Raw genomic sequence first — 13,846 nt, 5'->3', positions numbered from 1 at the left:
GATTCCTCCTAGAGTTTGATGGTAAAATTCCGGATCATCTTCTCGAAAGAAACGATCAGCAAGTCGATTTCTTCCTCGGAGAAGCCGGACCATAAATCTTTCGCCAATTCCTTGTACCGCTCCACCATCCGGGCTTCCACTTCCCTGCCTGCATCCGTAATCCGCAAATAGACGTTCCTCCTGTCGGTCTCGGATACGATTCGTTCGATATATCCTTTGCGGACCAATTTGTTCGTCAAGTTCGTGACGGCCGGAAGCGTAACATCCAATGCGCCGGCAAGCTCCGAGCAATTCCGCTTACCCGCCTCCGCCAACGTCTGCAGGATGAAATATTGCGGACCGGTCAAATCGTTTTCCAATATTTTGGCGTACCCGATTACGAAATGGGTCATTTGACTGGACACCAGCTGTGACAGTCGTTCCTTCTTATCCAGCAAACATCGCCTCCTTTGCGATTTCCGCATATTGTTTCTATCTTTTAATAGTTAATACCTTTTAACTAATTTCATTGTATGCCCGCCCATGCGGAGAGTCAAGCTTCAAGCTTTGACAAAAAAATGGTTAAACTGCCGCATCCAACATGTCACAGAATCGCATCCTTCATCGTCCTGTTAGATGAAATCACCATTAACGGAGGTCGATCGAGATGCAAACGTATGATGCGGCCATTATTGGCGGAGGAATTTCGGGATTGATCGCGGCCATCGATTTGGCTCGTGCGAATAAGTCGGTCATCGTGCTGGAGAAATCGAATCGCTTGGGCGGACGGGGGATGACGATCAACAAAGACGGGGCTTGCTTCAACCTTGGAGGGCACGCGCTCTATCGTGCGGGGGAAGCCTATTCCATCCTTCAGGAGCTCGGCGTGAAGCTGGAAGGCGGCACTCCTCCTGCGGATGGGTATGCCATCTGGCAGAACCGGTTGTGGCCGCTGCCGGGCAATCCGGCCCGTCTGCTCTCATCCCGGCTTCTATCGTGGCCGGGCAAAGTAGAGCTTGGCCGCTTCATGCTCGGACTGGGTAAAATAGATGCCGCCGCAATGGCCAACATCAGCTTGCGGGACTGGGCCGAGCGGCAAATCCGCGATCCGATGGTGCGCCACATTTTCTATGCGCTGTGCCGGACGGCCACTTACAACAAAGCGCTTGACGACCAGCCGGTAGGACCGGTAATCCGGCAGGTGCAGCGCTCGCTCAAGAGCGGAGTTCTCTATGTGAACGGAGGCTGGCAAACGATCGTGGACCAGCTTCGCGAGCTGGCGGTTCGGGCCGGAGCGACCATCAGGAGCGGCAAGAACGTGACGGAAATTATGCATAACGGTGCCGTGAGCGGCCTCCGGTTCTCCGACGGGGAGACGATCCAGGTCAACCGGGTGATCAGTACGCTCTCCCCTGCGGAGACGTATCGGCTGGTCGGTGACGCGGACCCCACTTCGCTGCGGCGGTGGAAAGACGGAGCACGCCCGGTCATGGCCGCTTGCCTCGATCTTTGCCTGAAACGTCTTCCGGTTGCCGACCGCCACTTTGCAATCGGTCTCGATCAACCGGTCTTCTTCACGAATCATTCCAGGGTGGCAAAGCTGAGCGACCGTGATACACTGGTAATGCATTTGATCAAATATAACTGCAGCGGCGATTCGGATCCGAAGACGGACGAACGGCTGCTGGAACAGACGATGAATCTGCTGCACCCCGATTGGCAGAAGGAAGTAGTAGCGAAGCAATTTTTGCCCAATATGACGGTCGTTCACGATTATATGCACCTGGGTCAAAGCGAACTGATGCCCGGACCTGCCGTTCCCGAGATTCGCGGTCTCTACATTGCCGGAGATTGGGCGAGTCACGGGGAGATGCTCGCCGATGCAGCCGCAGCAAGCGCCAGACGAGCCGCCGGCCGCATTATAAATGAGATTTCTTCCGAATATGCCGCGGCATCTGCGGCTTACCGGGCGTAAGACGATTTAACGGATATTCGGGGAAATCGGATGAAAGGGTGTTGTCTTCATGGATACTCCGATAAATATGGAGCAGCTGTATGCCTCTTATAAGCCGTTGTTATTTTCGCTTGCTTACCGGATGCTCGGGAGCGTAATGGATGCGGAGGATATCGTGCACGAGGCGTTCATTTCCTTGAATGCGGCGGCTGAACCCGATAAGATTCAAAGCGAGAAATCGTACCTGTGCAAAATTGTCACGAACCGCTGCATCGACCGGCTCCGCTCCGTGCAGAAGCAACGCGAATTGTATGTAGGGCCATGGCTTCCCGAGCCCGTCGTGGACGATGCAACGGAGCGAAACGACGACCCGCTTCAGGCGTACGTGCGTCATGAATCGATATCGACGGCCTATTTGCTGCTCCTGCAGCAGCTCTCCTGGGTGGAACGGGCCGTCTTCCTGCTGCGGGAAGTGCTGCAGTACGAATACGACGAAATCGCCGGCATCGTCGGCAAGACCAGTACGAACTGCCGGCAAATTTTCCGCCGCGCGAAACGAAGCATCGGCACCCTCCCGCTTGTACGGGAAGAAGCCGACAAGGCCGAATCGAAGCAGCCGGAGACGCTGAATGAGCAAGTGAGCCACCTGGTCGATCAATTCGTGCATGCTCTGACGGTCGGCGATCTCGGCAAGCTGATGAACATTTTGTCCAACGACGCGACCCTTTATTCGGACGGCGGAGGCAAGGTGAAGGCAGCGGTACGGCCGATTATGGGAGCCGATCGGGTGGCCGCGTTTTTGGCGGGCATTCTGGAGAAAGCGCCGGCGGGCTTCTCGTACCGAATCGCCGACGTCAACGGTCAAGCCGGAATCGTGACTTATGCGAACGGGAGCCCGTTGAGCGTCTTCTCGTTTCATGTCGAGAACAACCGCATGACCGCCATCTATATCGTAGGGAACCCGGATAAGCTTCGGCATATCCGCTAATCCGTCAGCTTTCACGTTCCGGCATATATCGGTACGCCGCCAGCTCCACGCGGCCGTTGTCGTCTACACGGACACCTTCGTCTCTCAGGAGCATCGACTGCATAAACCGCAGCTCATCGTCCATGATCGCGATTTCGCCTTTTGCATTCAATACTCTGTGCCACGGCAGCCCGTGGGCTTTGCTCATCGCATGCAATATTCTTACGACTTGCCTGGCCCCGCGCGGGCTTCCGGCCAAGCCGGCAATTTGCCCGTAGGTCATGACATAGCCTACGGGTATTCCTTTTATAATATCGATTACATTGCGAGTATAGGGCTCCATGCCCTTCCCCCCTTTGCTTTTGCGGGCGAATACGGGTATTGTTTGAGAGTGTACTTCATTCCGATTATGGCAAAGGTTGATTATCCGTTGAATTCGTCCCGGCATCATCCCGTCTTTCTATACACATACGCTTGTCACGAGGATGAGATCTCCTTATGCAATCTGGAGCTGCGCTCGTTATTCGCTGCGGACACCCCGCCCCATATCCTGCTAAGCCATATCCGGATCGACCCGAGCCGCAGCCCGTTTATAAAAGAACGGATCGAAGTGATCTACGAAGGCGGCAGCTTGTCCGATATAACGGAACAGGTGGCGGGTCTGCAGTTATCCGGAGCTACGTTCAAAGTCATTTTCGTGAAAAGATCCGACATGGACTCGCCCGGCCGGGCCGACTATGCCGAGCAACGCGCCATTGAGCGGGAAGTCGGTTCGCATATGAACGGGAAAGCGGACGTCCGACACCCCGACCGGCAGTTCGGCATCGCCTCCTTGGGCGGCAGATGGTATTTCGGCCACTACGAGAGAAGCCGGTACGTATGGCTTCACCATATGAAAAAACCGCGAAGCTATTCCATCGCCCTTCCTACCCGCGCAGCCAGAGCCATCGTCAATATCGCCGTTCCCCACCCGCCGGGCATCCGGGCGATCGATCCTTGCTGCGGCATCGGGACCGTGCTGGTCGAAGCTCTGTCTATGGGAATCGACATCGTCGGACGCGACATTAACCCGCTCGTCGTCCGCGGAGCGCGCGAGAACATCGCACATTTCGGGCTCACCGGCCGTGTGGAGCTGGGGTCCATTGCCGATATTACCGGAAGCTACGATTCGGCCATCGTCGATATGCCCTACAACTTGGTATCCAAGGTTACGCCGGAGGAACAGCTCTTTATCCTTCGGCACGCCCGCCGCATCGCCGGCAAAGCGGTCCTCGTTTCCACTCAGCCTATGGACGGGATGATTGCAAATGCTGGATTTATCATAGCAGATCGCTGCGTTGCCAGAAAGGGCTCGTTCGCCAGATATATTACGGTATGCAACTAAGCAGGGAGGTTTCATGATGATTCTTCATAAAGGGGAGACGTTGTTTCGTCAAGGGGAGTCGGGTCCGCTGTATCGTCTGAATCAAGGCTTGCTGAAAATCGTGCGCATCCATGAGGACGGAAATTCGACCTTGGTCAATATTATCGTGCCCGGCGAAGTCATTCCCCATCATTCTTTACTGTCCCCGAACCCTTATTACGGGACTTCCATCGCTCTCGCGACCAGCGAAGTCGAGATGCTGCCCCCGTCGGAATGGTACCGCAGTCTGGAGCAAGATCCGCACAAATACCGCGCCATCGCGCTGCAGCTGCAGGACAAGCTGAGAATGATGCAGCAGCGAATCGACCAATTGACAGAAGCAGCCCCCGCCGAGAAACTGCGGAAGCTGCAAGTGTGGTTTCAGTCTTATTTATCCTCCGTGCCGATAACCGATATCCTTACGCAGGATGAAATCGGGCAATTCATCGGGCTTAGGCGCGAAACGGTCAACCGGCTGCTGCGAGCGCAGTGCGCGTCCGAATGACGGAACCCGCTTCCGCCGTTACGCGTTCTTGCCGGACAGCGCCTCCTCCTTCTGTTCGGAAACGGGCTCCAGGCTGCCGGCCGGACCGAAAAACTCGTAATGGATGTCGGCTTCCGGAATCCCCATCGCCTTGAGCGAGCTATTCATAGCCCGCATGAACGGAACCGGGCCGCAGAAGTAAAAGCTCGCATCTCGATCCGGGATAACCGCCTCAAGCCACGACTGATCGGCGTATCCCCGCTTATGAAATGCGTTAGCCGTGATATCTTCGTCCGTCGGGTCGTTATAGCACCAGAAGACGGCTACTTGGGCGTGATTGTCCGCTATCTCCTCGACCTGCTCCTTCATCGCATGCACCTTGCCGTTCTGAGCGGCATGGATGAATGTCACCCGGCGCGAAGGCTGCGCCGCTATAACCGTATTGAGCATGCTGATCATCGGCGTCAGACCGACTCCTCCGCTTATCAATACGAGCGGCCGCGTATCGTTTTGGTCCAGCGTAAAGTCCCCGGCAGGGGCCGACAGCAGCAGAAGGTCACCCGCCTCGACCTGCTCATGCAAATAAACGGAAACTTTCCCGGCCGCGCTATCTTCCATTCCGTCCTCCCGCTTGACGGATATCCGGTAATACGGCTTCCCGGGCGCATCGGAAAGACTGTATTGCCGAATATGAGTGTAAGCTTCCCCCGGAATATTCATTTTCACGCTGACGTACTGCCCCGGCTCGAACGAAGCGATCGCCTCACCGTCATCCGCAATGAGATAAAACGAAGTGATCACATCGCTCTCCCTTACCTTCCGGTCCACGCGGAATTTCCTGAAGCCGGCCCATCCGCCGGTTTGCCGTTCGGACTGCTCGTACATCCCTTTCTCTACGCCGATAAAAGCATCCGCAATCATTCCATAAGCTTCCGCCCAAGCATCGAGTATGTCTTTCGTCGCCGCGCTTCCAAGCACGTCCTGGATAGCGGCCAGCAGGTGATGTCCGACGATCGGATAATGCTCCGCCTTCACGCCGAGACTGCGGTGCTTATGGGCGATTTGCTTGACGACGGGCAGGATCTCCTCCAGCCGGTCGATATATTTCGCCGCAGCGTACACGGCGTTGGCCAGAGCGGCCTGCTGCCTGCCTTGCTTCTGATTGGCATGATTGAATATATTCAGCAGCTCCGGATGGTTGCCGAACAGCATTTGATAGAAGCGCGTCGTGATTTCCGTTCCGTGCTTTTCCAGCACAGGCACCGTCGATTTGATGATTTCGATCGTTTTCTCGCTTAACATGATCGTTTCCCCGCTTTCGTTAGAATAAGCATGGACCCAGTATATCCGAGGTGCGGACACCCCTCTTGTGATTAAGATCACACCAAAATGCAACGATTTGTGACGTGCGGCCGCAATGATTTTGTAAGGCGTTTGTAAGGAGATTTCATGATAATAGGGGGAAGAACCGATCAACCAAGGAGAGAAATGAGATGCGGTATACCGACGAATGGATGGACAGCTTGCGCATGGAAGGAGACGTGCTGCCGGACCGGATCCTGAGCGAACTATTCCGCGACGACCAGATCGACGAAGTGAACGCTCTTCTGCGCCAGCTGATCCGCAACGAGCAAGCTTACCCCGAGGCGCTGCCGGACAATGTGGAATATTGGCTGAAGGATACGGCCCAGTGTCCGGATTGGGTCGATTGGGAGCGGATGCGCAGCGCGTCCCGGCTGTTCCAGGAGCATGGGCTGGCGATGGCGCTGCTTCTGTCGACTTCCTCGCTTGTCTATTGTTATGCCGCGCGCAAAGGCGTGAAGGTGCTCACGTTCAGCTATCGCCTGGGGCAGAACGCCTACCGCAGAATAGCCGAGACGGCGCAGTTCGTCATTTTTATTATGACGCCGGGCGGATTGGAGCCCGGCGGACACGGAATCAAGGCGATTCAAAAAGTCCGGCTGATGCATGCCGCTATCCGCAACCTTGTCAGGAAAACGGGCAGGTGGGACGAAACGGAGTACGGCGTACCGATTTGCCAGGAGGATCTGCTCGGCACGCTTGTTTCCTTCTCCAGCATGATCATCGACGGGCTACGCCGGCTAGGCATGAAGATTACCGATGAACAGGCCGAAGATTACATGTACTTCTGGCGAGTCGTCGGCGTCATGCTGGGCATCCGGGAGGATATTATACCCAAGACGCTTGCGGAAGGCCGAATCGTCTCGGAGACGATCGCCCGCCGCCACCACGGCCATTCGGCCGAAGGCGTACAGATGACGCGGGCTTTGCTCGAATATCACGCCGATCTCATCCCCGGTGAAATGTTCGACGGCGTCATCCCCGCTCTGATCCGGGAAATTCTCGGTGACGAACTGGCGGACTGGATGGAAGTTCCGCGATCGAACTGGCAGAAGATCATGAAATTTAAAGGGTTAATGGGCGTATTCCTCGATTCGGACAACTCGGGTGTTTTCGGCAGTACCGTCAACCGGCTCGGCCTCGCACTGCTGACGCGCCAGTTCATCGCGGCGACCGGCTATGAGCACGCCCCGTTCCTCATCCCTACGGAGCTTCGCGAAGTATGGGGGGTTGCCGGAAACGAAGGGAAAGGAGCCTAAACCGATGAAAAGACCGACCCGCGTGCTCATTCTCGGCGGCGGCTACGCAGCCATCAGCGCGGCCCGTATGTTCAGAAAAGGGATTTTGAGCGGAGAGCTCGACGTAACCGTAGTCAGCCGGGAAAATTACCACGTTTTCCACGGCTTCGTCTCGGAGATGATAACGGGCCGGATCGCCCCCGGACAAATATTAAGCCCGGCCAGACGTATCTTTGCGCCTGCCCAAGTCCATGTAGGAGAGATCGAAGCGATTGATCTCGATGCCCGCAAAGTCGTAACAAGCCGGCATTTGGACGGCCGCCAGTACGAATTGGAATTCGATCATGCCATATTGTGCCTGGGCACGATCGACAATGTGGGCATGTACCCCGGACTGGCCGAACACGCGTTCAAGCTCAAAACGTACGACGACTGCTTTCGGCTGAAAAACCATATCCTGACGATGTTCGAGCTGGCGAATATCGAGCCCGATCCGGAGGAACGGCGCCGGCTGCTGACCTTCTTCGTAGCCGGGGGCGGATACGCGGGAACCGAAGTGGCCGGGGAGCTGGCCGATTATATCCGTCTGCTGACGAAACGGGAATATCGGAGCATCAAGCGGGAAGAATGCCGGGTCGTGCTCGTGCATCCGGGGCCGACGATACTGCCCGAGCTCTTCGGAGGCAAAGGAGCCTCCGGATACGGGGACGGACATCCGAAGCTGGTACAATATGCCGTCCGCCATATGGATCGGCTCGGTGTCGAGATGATGACGGATACGAGAGTCGTGTGGGCGACTCCGAACGAAGTGGGCCTCTCGAACGGGTCCCGCGTCCCGGCGAGGACCATCGTAAGCGCCGTAGGCACGCGTCCCGGGCCGCTTATCGATTCGCTGCCGATCGTTAAGGACGACCGGGGCAAAGTAGTGACCGACGCCCATATGCAGCTTCCGGGGTACCCGAATATTTGGGCTGCCGGCGATTGCGCCTCCATCCCCCATCCGCTCGGCGGCACTTGTCCGCCCGTCGGCATATACGCCTTGAAGGAGGGCGCCCACGTCGCCCGGAACATTTTGCGCGCGGCGGAGAACAAGCCGCCCTTGCCGTTCGCGTATCGCGGTCTGGGGCAAGCCGTATCGATCGGAAGGCGCACCGCCGTCGGCGAAATGAAGGGTATCGAATTCAAAGGACTGCCGTGCTGGCTGCTTTGGAGGGCGATGCTGCTCTATAACATCCCGACGTGGGACCGCAAGCTCCGGTTAATCGCCGACTGGCTCATATGGCCTTTGGTAGGAAGGGATATCGTGGAAATGAGCGTAGCTGATGCGGATGATTATGAGATCAGCCATCACGTGTTCCAGCCGGGCGAAGTTATTTTGTCCGAGGGGGAAATCGGCAAGCATATTCATCTGATCACAAGCGGACAGGTCGAGCAATACCGGAGAGAAGCCGATTCGGAACGAAGGATCGGGACACTCGCCCAGGGCGATTATTTCGGCTACACGCAGCGGAACCGGAAGATGACGGAAAGCGTCCGCGCCATAACGGAAGTATGTACGGTCAGCATCCGCAACGACCAGGCCCACCGGCTGAAGAAAGCGTTGTCTTCCTTGCACGAAGTGGCTATTGCGGATATGAAATAGGAGGCGCGAGAAACGATGTCCAGCAATCCTTCCCCGGCGGGTAGCTCCCGGCCGATTCATTTGTTGTCCCTGGATCGCCATCACCGGTCGCTCGTGCTGTACGGCCTTATTCAGGCGGCGGCCGCCATGATCGTCACTTACGCGTCCGGGTTAACCCGCGAGCGAATCTCTTTAACGCTTATCGACGGTCAAGAAGTGGTCAGCCACTCCCCCGTCATCGTCCTTCTGATCGCTTTGCTATTGATGAGCGCTATGACCTATGCGCTGGCGGGTGCGACTCGCGGTGCGCTGTGGCTGCGGATACCGGTTGCCGCGATTGTCTCTTGCCTGATGCTCGTGCTGGGATGGGGCTTGGGCACCTTGGCATGGATCGCGGTTCCGGCCTTACTCGCATTCGGCTATGTCTTGTGGCGGGGCTTCAACCCGTTGCCCCATCATCCGGGTCTGAAAGATCTTGCGATTATCGCGGCTATCGTAGCGGCGGCCTGGACATTGGCGGTAGCCTTCGGACTTCGGCCCGAAGGGTTGGGCGCTATCGGGAGCTTGTACCTCGGGATTGCGCAATTAATCGCCGTAGCCTCCTTTCTGCCGATGACCCTGCTCCTGCTGTCCGGCTTGGACTTGGCCGAATTGTCGAAGGTGGCCGCCGGAAAAATAAGCGAGGCCTGTTCGCGTCTCGGAAACCGGGTTGTCGTTCTGACTCTCTTGCTCGCTTCGGCGGGGAAAATCGCGTTCTACTGCTGGAGGGGCGAATGGGGCTCGATCAGCAGCTGGCTCGCCATGGCGCTTTTTACGGCCGCTTTAATCGGGCTGACGGTCCGCGCCCCAAGACATGCGCTTGAATTTACGCCTCAATTCAAGCATTGGCTCGCTTTAACCGGCCTTGTGCTGACGGTCCCCGTAGGCGCCATACTGATCCTGATCGTGGGCGGCGGCGCAATCGACACGGAGGCGGCGGGACCGCTTCTGCTCGGTTCGATAGGACCGCTTTGGCTCCTGTTTGCCGCAATATTGGCCATTCGCCCGGGCGGACGCCCATTTGCTTTGTTCTCCGCCCTGCTCGGATCATGGGCGCTGCTGAGCATCGGCCTAGCTCCTCTAAGCCAGCTTGCGTTCGGCAGCGCCGTTCCGGGGCTCGGACTGAGGGAGCTCGACGCGGGTACGGCCATCTTCTTCCTCGTCTGGAGCGTGATGCTGCTCGTTCGGGGCAAATCGTCTCCGATGGCCGCTACCGCTTTGACCGCTACGTTTTTCTTAAGCTGCGGCTACGTGCTCGATCAATTGTTTAATCGCGAAGTGAAGGTCGCCGAGATGTACACGGTGCTGCAAGCATTGAGCTACTCGATCGTCCGGCAGCTGATGACCCGGACGAAGAAGCGCGTCTGGCTGCAAATCTTGCCGTGGCTTATCATCATTGTGATGCTTGTTCACAGCCAGTTGGATAGCGGGATCCTCGATGGGGTCATGCAATTTATCAAAATTTCGATCATCACCGTCGCCGTAGTCTGGGATATGCTGATGTCCGAAGACAGATTGGGCGGCGCCGAGCATTTGGGACCCGACCGGCCGGCCCGCCTCCTCCTCTATTTGGGCTTCGTGACGTGGTCGGTCGCCCAGCTCGTTTTCGCCGAGGGCGGCGACGGGGCTGCGGAGCTGGAGATGGAGCCGCTCATTTTATTCGGCTTCCTGATCATCGGCACTCCCCGGGTATTCCATCACTTTATGGCGGAACTCCGATCGGATCGAATGTAGCTCCAAGCGTCCTCCAATGGGAAAAAGTTCTATTCACCGTATTCCCGATTTTGGTATGCTTAGTAATACAAATCGAGAGTGCGGTGAGTCGTGCACCTGCAGGAGGACTTTATGCTTTCCTTTGTTCGATCGGTTATTGCTTCTTTCATGCCATACAAGCTGAAGACCGCGCTGCTGTTGTCCGCCCTTCTCGTCGAGCTGGCCTACGAGACGTTCATGCCGCTCAGCTTCAAATTTCTGGTCGACTATGCCATCGTTCCGCATCGGTACAGTCTGCTCATCCTTCTGCTGTCCCTAATGGTTACCGGCGCTCTCGCTTCGGTCGTGATCGGCATCTATCGCGACCGCATGTTCGCGGGATTGGGCTCCCGGATCGTTACGGATTACTACAGACGGATGTTCGGGAAGCTGCAGAGCCTGTCCACCGACTATTATCACCGCGTGAGCGGCGGGGACATCGTTTCGCGGTTCAATAACGACCTTATTTCCATCGACACCTTCATCATGCTGATTCCTTATGCGCTGTTGTCCGTGCTCGGACTTCTATTGAATGTGGCCGTGCTTTTCGTTCTGCAATGGCAGCTCGCCCTTCTCGCCGTAATCGGACTGCCGTTATGTCTCATCGGACCGAAATTGTTCGGCGGGCAAGCATACGATGCGAGCTACAAACTGAAGGAGGAGCAGGCGGACATCGCCACAGCCATTCAGGAAAACGTAAGCGCCCAGCCGGTCATCAAAGCATTCGGGCTGCAGCCGCTGTTCATACGGCGCTTTAACGACCGCATGAGCCGCTACGGGAGCTTATCCGCACGCTCCAGCTTTACCAACTTCCTAATCGACCGCACGACCAACATGGGCACGATGATTTTGAACCTCATGACCATTTGCGCCGGCTCCCTTCTGGCGTTCTTCGGCTATCTCTCCATCGGATCGCTGCTTGCCTTCAGCGCCATTCTCATCAGCTTGAGCTATCTGGTAGCGGCCATCACCTGGCTCGCCCCCCAGTTTATTCAAGCTACGACCGGGATGCAGCGGATCCGCGAGCTTCTGGATGAGCAGCCGACCGTATCCGACAATGAGGGGGCCGGTCCTCTCCGGCAGTTCGAACGGGGAATCGAATTCCGTGACGTGACGTTCGGCTACGCGCCCGGACAACGCAGTCTGAATGGCGTTAGCCTAACGATTCCGAGAGGCACTTATGCCGCTTTTGTCGGAGCAAGCGGCTCCGGTAAAAGCACGATCATCAATTTGCTGATGAGGTTTTATGATCCGCAGCAAGGGGCCGTCCTGTACGACGGAACCGATATTCGTCAAATTACCCAGCAATCGCTCCGCTCACGGATCGGGATCGTCTTCCAGGAAAGCTTCCTGTTCCGGTCCTCCATCCGGGAAAATATTCGTCTCGGCAAGCCCGAAGCAACCGATGAGGAGGTCATCCACGCGGCTCGTTCGGCCGAAATTCACGATTTCATAACAGGCCTGCCCGATGGATACGACACCGATGTCGGCGAACGGGGCGGGCGGCTGTCCGGCGGTCAGAGGCAGCGTATCGCGATCGCCCGCGCCATTATTCGCGATCCGGCCATCCTGATCTTGGATGAAGCGACCTCGGCGCTCGATCCGGCTACGGAAGCATCGATCAACAAGACGCTGCAGCGGTTAACCGCCACAAGGACCGTCGTATCCGTCACCCATCGCCTCGCTTCGGCCGAACACGCCGACTGCATCTACGTGCTTCATGAAGGGAATATTGCCGAGAAAGGCTCCCATCAGCAATTGCTGCTGCTGCCGGAAGGACGCTACAAGCAATCGTGGCTGAAGCAGACCGGTTTCGACCTTAGCGACGACGGCTATCACGTGGAGGTTCGGGCGGAACGGCTCAAGCTGTTTCCGATTTTTGCGGATATGGACGACGCTTTTTTACACGACGTGTCCCATTTGTTTGCGACCGAGTCCTATGCAAGTAATCGGACGATCATCCACGAAGGGGACCCAGGCGATAAGTTTTACGTCATCGTAAGGGGAAAAATCGAGGTGCTGAAGAAGGATGAGACGGGTGAGGATCGGCGGGTTGCCGTGCTGTCGGACGGGGACTTTTTCGGGGAAGTCGCTTTGCTCCGCGACATTCCCCGTACCGCTACGATACATACGTTGACACCGGTCGTGTTTATTACGCTGCAGCGCGAGTTTTTCCGGGACTTGCTAAATCTTGCCCCTCATCTGACCGCACTTCTCGAATCCCGTTCGAAATAAATGACACGAATCGAATCGACCAGCTCGTGCCGGGTCGCCGCGATCTCTACTTTTTCCTTGAACTCGGGACGAATGAGGTGAGCAAGCGGCTGCTCCACCTCGTTGTAATGCCGGAAAGCGTCCAGCGCCTGAGCATCCCATATATCCGCATATTGAAGCAAATCTCCCGGCATGACCCGGGTTCGATCGGTTCCTTCCTCCGGAAAACAATCGAACGGCTCATCCACGTTCAGCGATCCGTAATCATCGGTCAGCTGTTCCCCCGGATATATATCGCGTATGGCAATTTCAACCTCGTACGCCGTTCCGATACAATTGGCATGGAAGCTGTGATTCACATACCTTCCATTATCCCAGCAAAGGATGAACTTGCCGTGTTGGTTCCGGTAAGAGTATTTCTGGACCAGCTTCTTCCTGTCTTCATCCAGCGCCTCCACCGCCTCCGGCTCCAAAATCTGATCCAGATCGTCCAATGCCCATGTTAAAGTCCCTTTCGGAATAAAGCGGGTTGCAAATACGCCGAAACCGATTTGATCGTTAATGTAACGCAGCTCCGTATGCGGATGCATCATCGCGGTATGCTCCTTGTCAATCAAGTTGACACCAGTTTTGTACTATATATTATCGATCCCCCCGCTCAATTCCTTCTTGGCCGTAAAGAGATTTTTACACGGTTGAATTTTACAATTTTCTTAAGGATCGCCCCGTTTACACGGGTATTTATTGTTTCTATAATTAGGTAGTAAGAACTAATTCGACACAAACCTACAAACTCGCAATGCGACGGAGGGATGGACGGAAAGGGTACGGATA

At 56.3% G+C, this 13,846-nt stretch carries 12 protein-coding genes; 8 read left to right on the top strand and 4 right to left on the bottom strand.

Annotation, left to right across the window (positions count from 1 at the left end):
- Nucleotides 1–8: 8 nt before the first annotated feature.
- Complete coding sequence (locus FE783_RS19000; RefSeq protein ID WP_238403154.1) at nt 9–437, bottom strand: MarR family winged helix-turn-helix transcriptional regulator; 429 nt, start codon at nt 435–437, stop codon at nt 9–11.
- Nucleotides 438–646: 209 nt separating this feature from the next.
- Here FE783_RS19000 and FE783_RS18995 point away from each other — a divergent pair, with 209 nt between their 5' ends.
- Both FE783_RS18995 and FE783_RS18990 read left to right on the top strand, forming a co-directional pair.
- Nucleotides 647–1,954: a phytoene desaturase family protein gene (locus tag FE783_RS18995; RefSeq protein WP_202916215.1), complete on the top strand. Its 1,308-nt coding sequence runs from the start codon at nt 647–649 to the stop codon at nt 1,952–1,954.
- A 49-nt stretch (nt 1,955–2,003) separates the two neighbouring features.
- The gene (locus FE783_RS18990) at nt 2,004–2,921 is read left to right on the top strand and encodes an RNA polymerase sigma-70 factor (protein ID WP_138880965.1); all 918 of its coding nucleotides are present in this window, start codon (nt 2,004–2,006) and stop codon (nt 2,919–2,921) included.
- 4 nt (nt 2,922–2,925) lie between these two features.
- Here the strand turns inward: FE783_RS18990 and FE783_RS18985 are convergent, their stop codons facing one another.
- Entirely contained in the window at nt 2,926–3,243 is a 318-nt protein-coding gene (locus FE783_RS18985) for an MGMT family protein (RefSeq protein WP_138880964.1), read from the bottom strand.
- 87 nt (nt 3,244–3,330) lie between these two features.
- Here FE783_RS18985 and FE783_RS18980 point away from each other — a divergent pair, with 87 nt between their 5' ends.
- Nucleotides 3,331–4,284: a TRM11 family SAM-dependent methyltransferase gene (locus FE783_RS18980; RefSeq protein WP_138880963.1), complete on the top strand. Its 954-nt coding sequence runs from the start codon at nt 3,331–3,333 to the stop codon at nt 4,282–4,284.
- Between the two features lie 16 nt (nt 4,285–4,300).
- Complete coding sequence (locus FE783_RS18975; protein WP_138880962.1) at nt 4,301–4,807, top strand: Crp/Fnr family transcriptional regulator; 507 nt, start codon at nt 4,301–4,303, stop codon at nt 4,805–4,807.
- 18 nt (nt 4,808–4,825) lie between these two features.
- Here FE783_RS18975 and hmpA read toward each other — a convergent pair whose 3' ends face one another.
- Nucleotides 4,826–6,088: an NO-inducible flavohemoprotein gene (gene hmpA / locus FE783_RS18970; protein WP_138880961.1), complete on the bottom strand. Its 1,263-nt coding sequence runs from the start codon at nt 6,086–6,088 to the stop codon at nt 4,826–4,828.
- A 191-nt stretch (nt 6,089–6,279) separates the two neighbouring features.
- Between hmpA and FE783_RS18965 the strand changes: the two genes are divergently transcribed.
- From FE783_RS18965 to FE783_RS18950, 4 genes are all read left to right on the top strand, one after another.
- Nucleotides 6,280–7,407 carry an oxygenase MpaB family protein gene (locus tag FE783_RS18965; RefSeq protein ID WP_138880960.1) on the top strand — a complete coding sequence of 376 codons (1,128 nt, stop codon included), beginning with the start codon at nt 6,280–6,282 and terminating at the stop codon, nt 7,405–7,407.
- A gap of 4 nt (nt 7,408–7,411) precedes the next feature.
- On the top strand, nt 7,412–9,028 hold the full coding sequence (locus tag FE783_RS18960; protein ID WP_158301905.1) for an FAD-dependent oxidoreductase: 1,617 nt from the start codon (nt 7,412–7,414) through the stop codon (nt 9,026–9,028).
- 15 nt (nt 9,029–9,043) lie between these two features.
- Nucleotides 9,044–10,780 carry a hypothetical protein gene (locus tag FE783_RS18955; protein ID WP_138880958.1) on the top strand — a complete coding sequence of 579 codons (1,737 nt, stop codon included), beginning with the start codon at nt 9,044–9,046 and terminating at the stop codon, nt 10,778–10,780.
- 111 nt (nt 10,781–10,891) lie between these two features.
- Nucleotides 10,892–13,033 (top strand): ATP-binding cassette domain-containing protein, encoded by a 2,142-nt coding sequence (locus FE783_RS18950; RefSeq protein ID WP_138880957.1) that lies wholly within the window; start codon nt 10,892–10,894, stop codon nt 13,031–13,033.
- Here FE783_RS18950 and FE783_RS18945 read toward each other — a convergent pair.
- A complete protein-coding gene (locus FE783_RS18945; protein ID WP_138880956.1) occupies nt 12,997–13,605 on the bottom strand; it encodes an SET domain-containing protein in 609 nt (202 codons plus the stop codon). The genes FE783_RS18950 and FE783_RS18945 overlap by 37 nt on opposite strands.
- Between the last annotated feature and the right edge of the window lie 241 nt (nt 13,606–13,846).

Origin of the sequence: Paenibacillus mesophilus (genome assembly GCF_005938385.1) — a bacterium.
Taxonomy (GTDB): domain Bacteria; phylum Bacillota; class Bacilli; order Paenibacillales; family NBRC-103111; genus Paenibacillus_AB; species Paenibacillus_AB mesophilus.
Note: the sequence above shows the minus strand (reverse complement) of the source record. Positions and strands in the feature narration are given on the sequence as shown.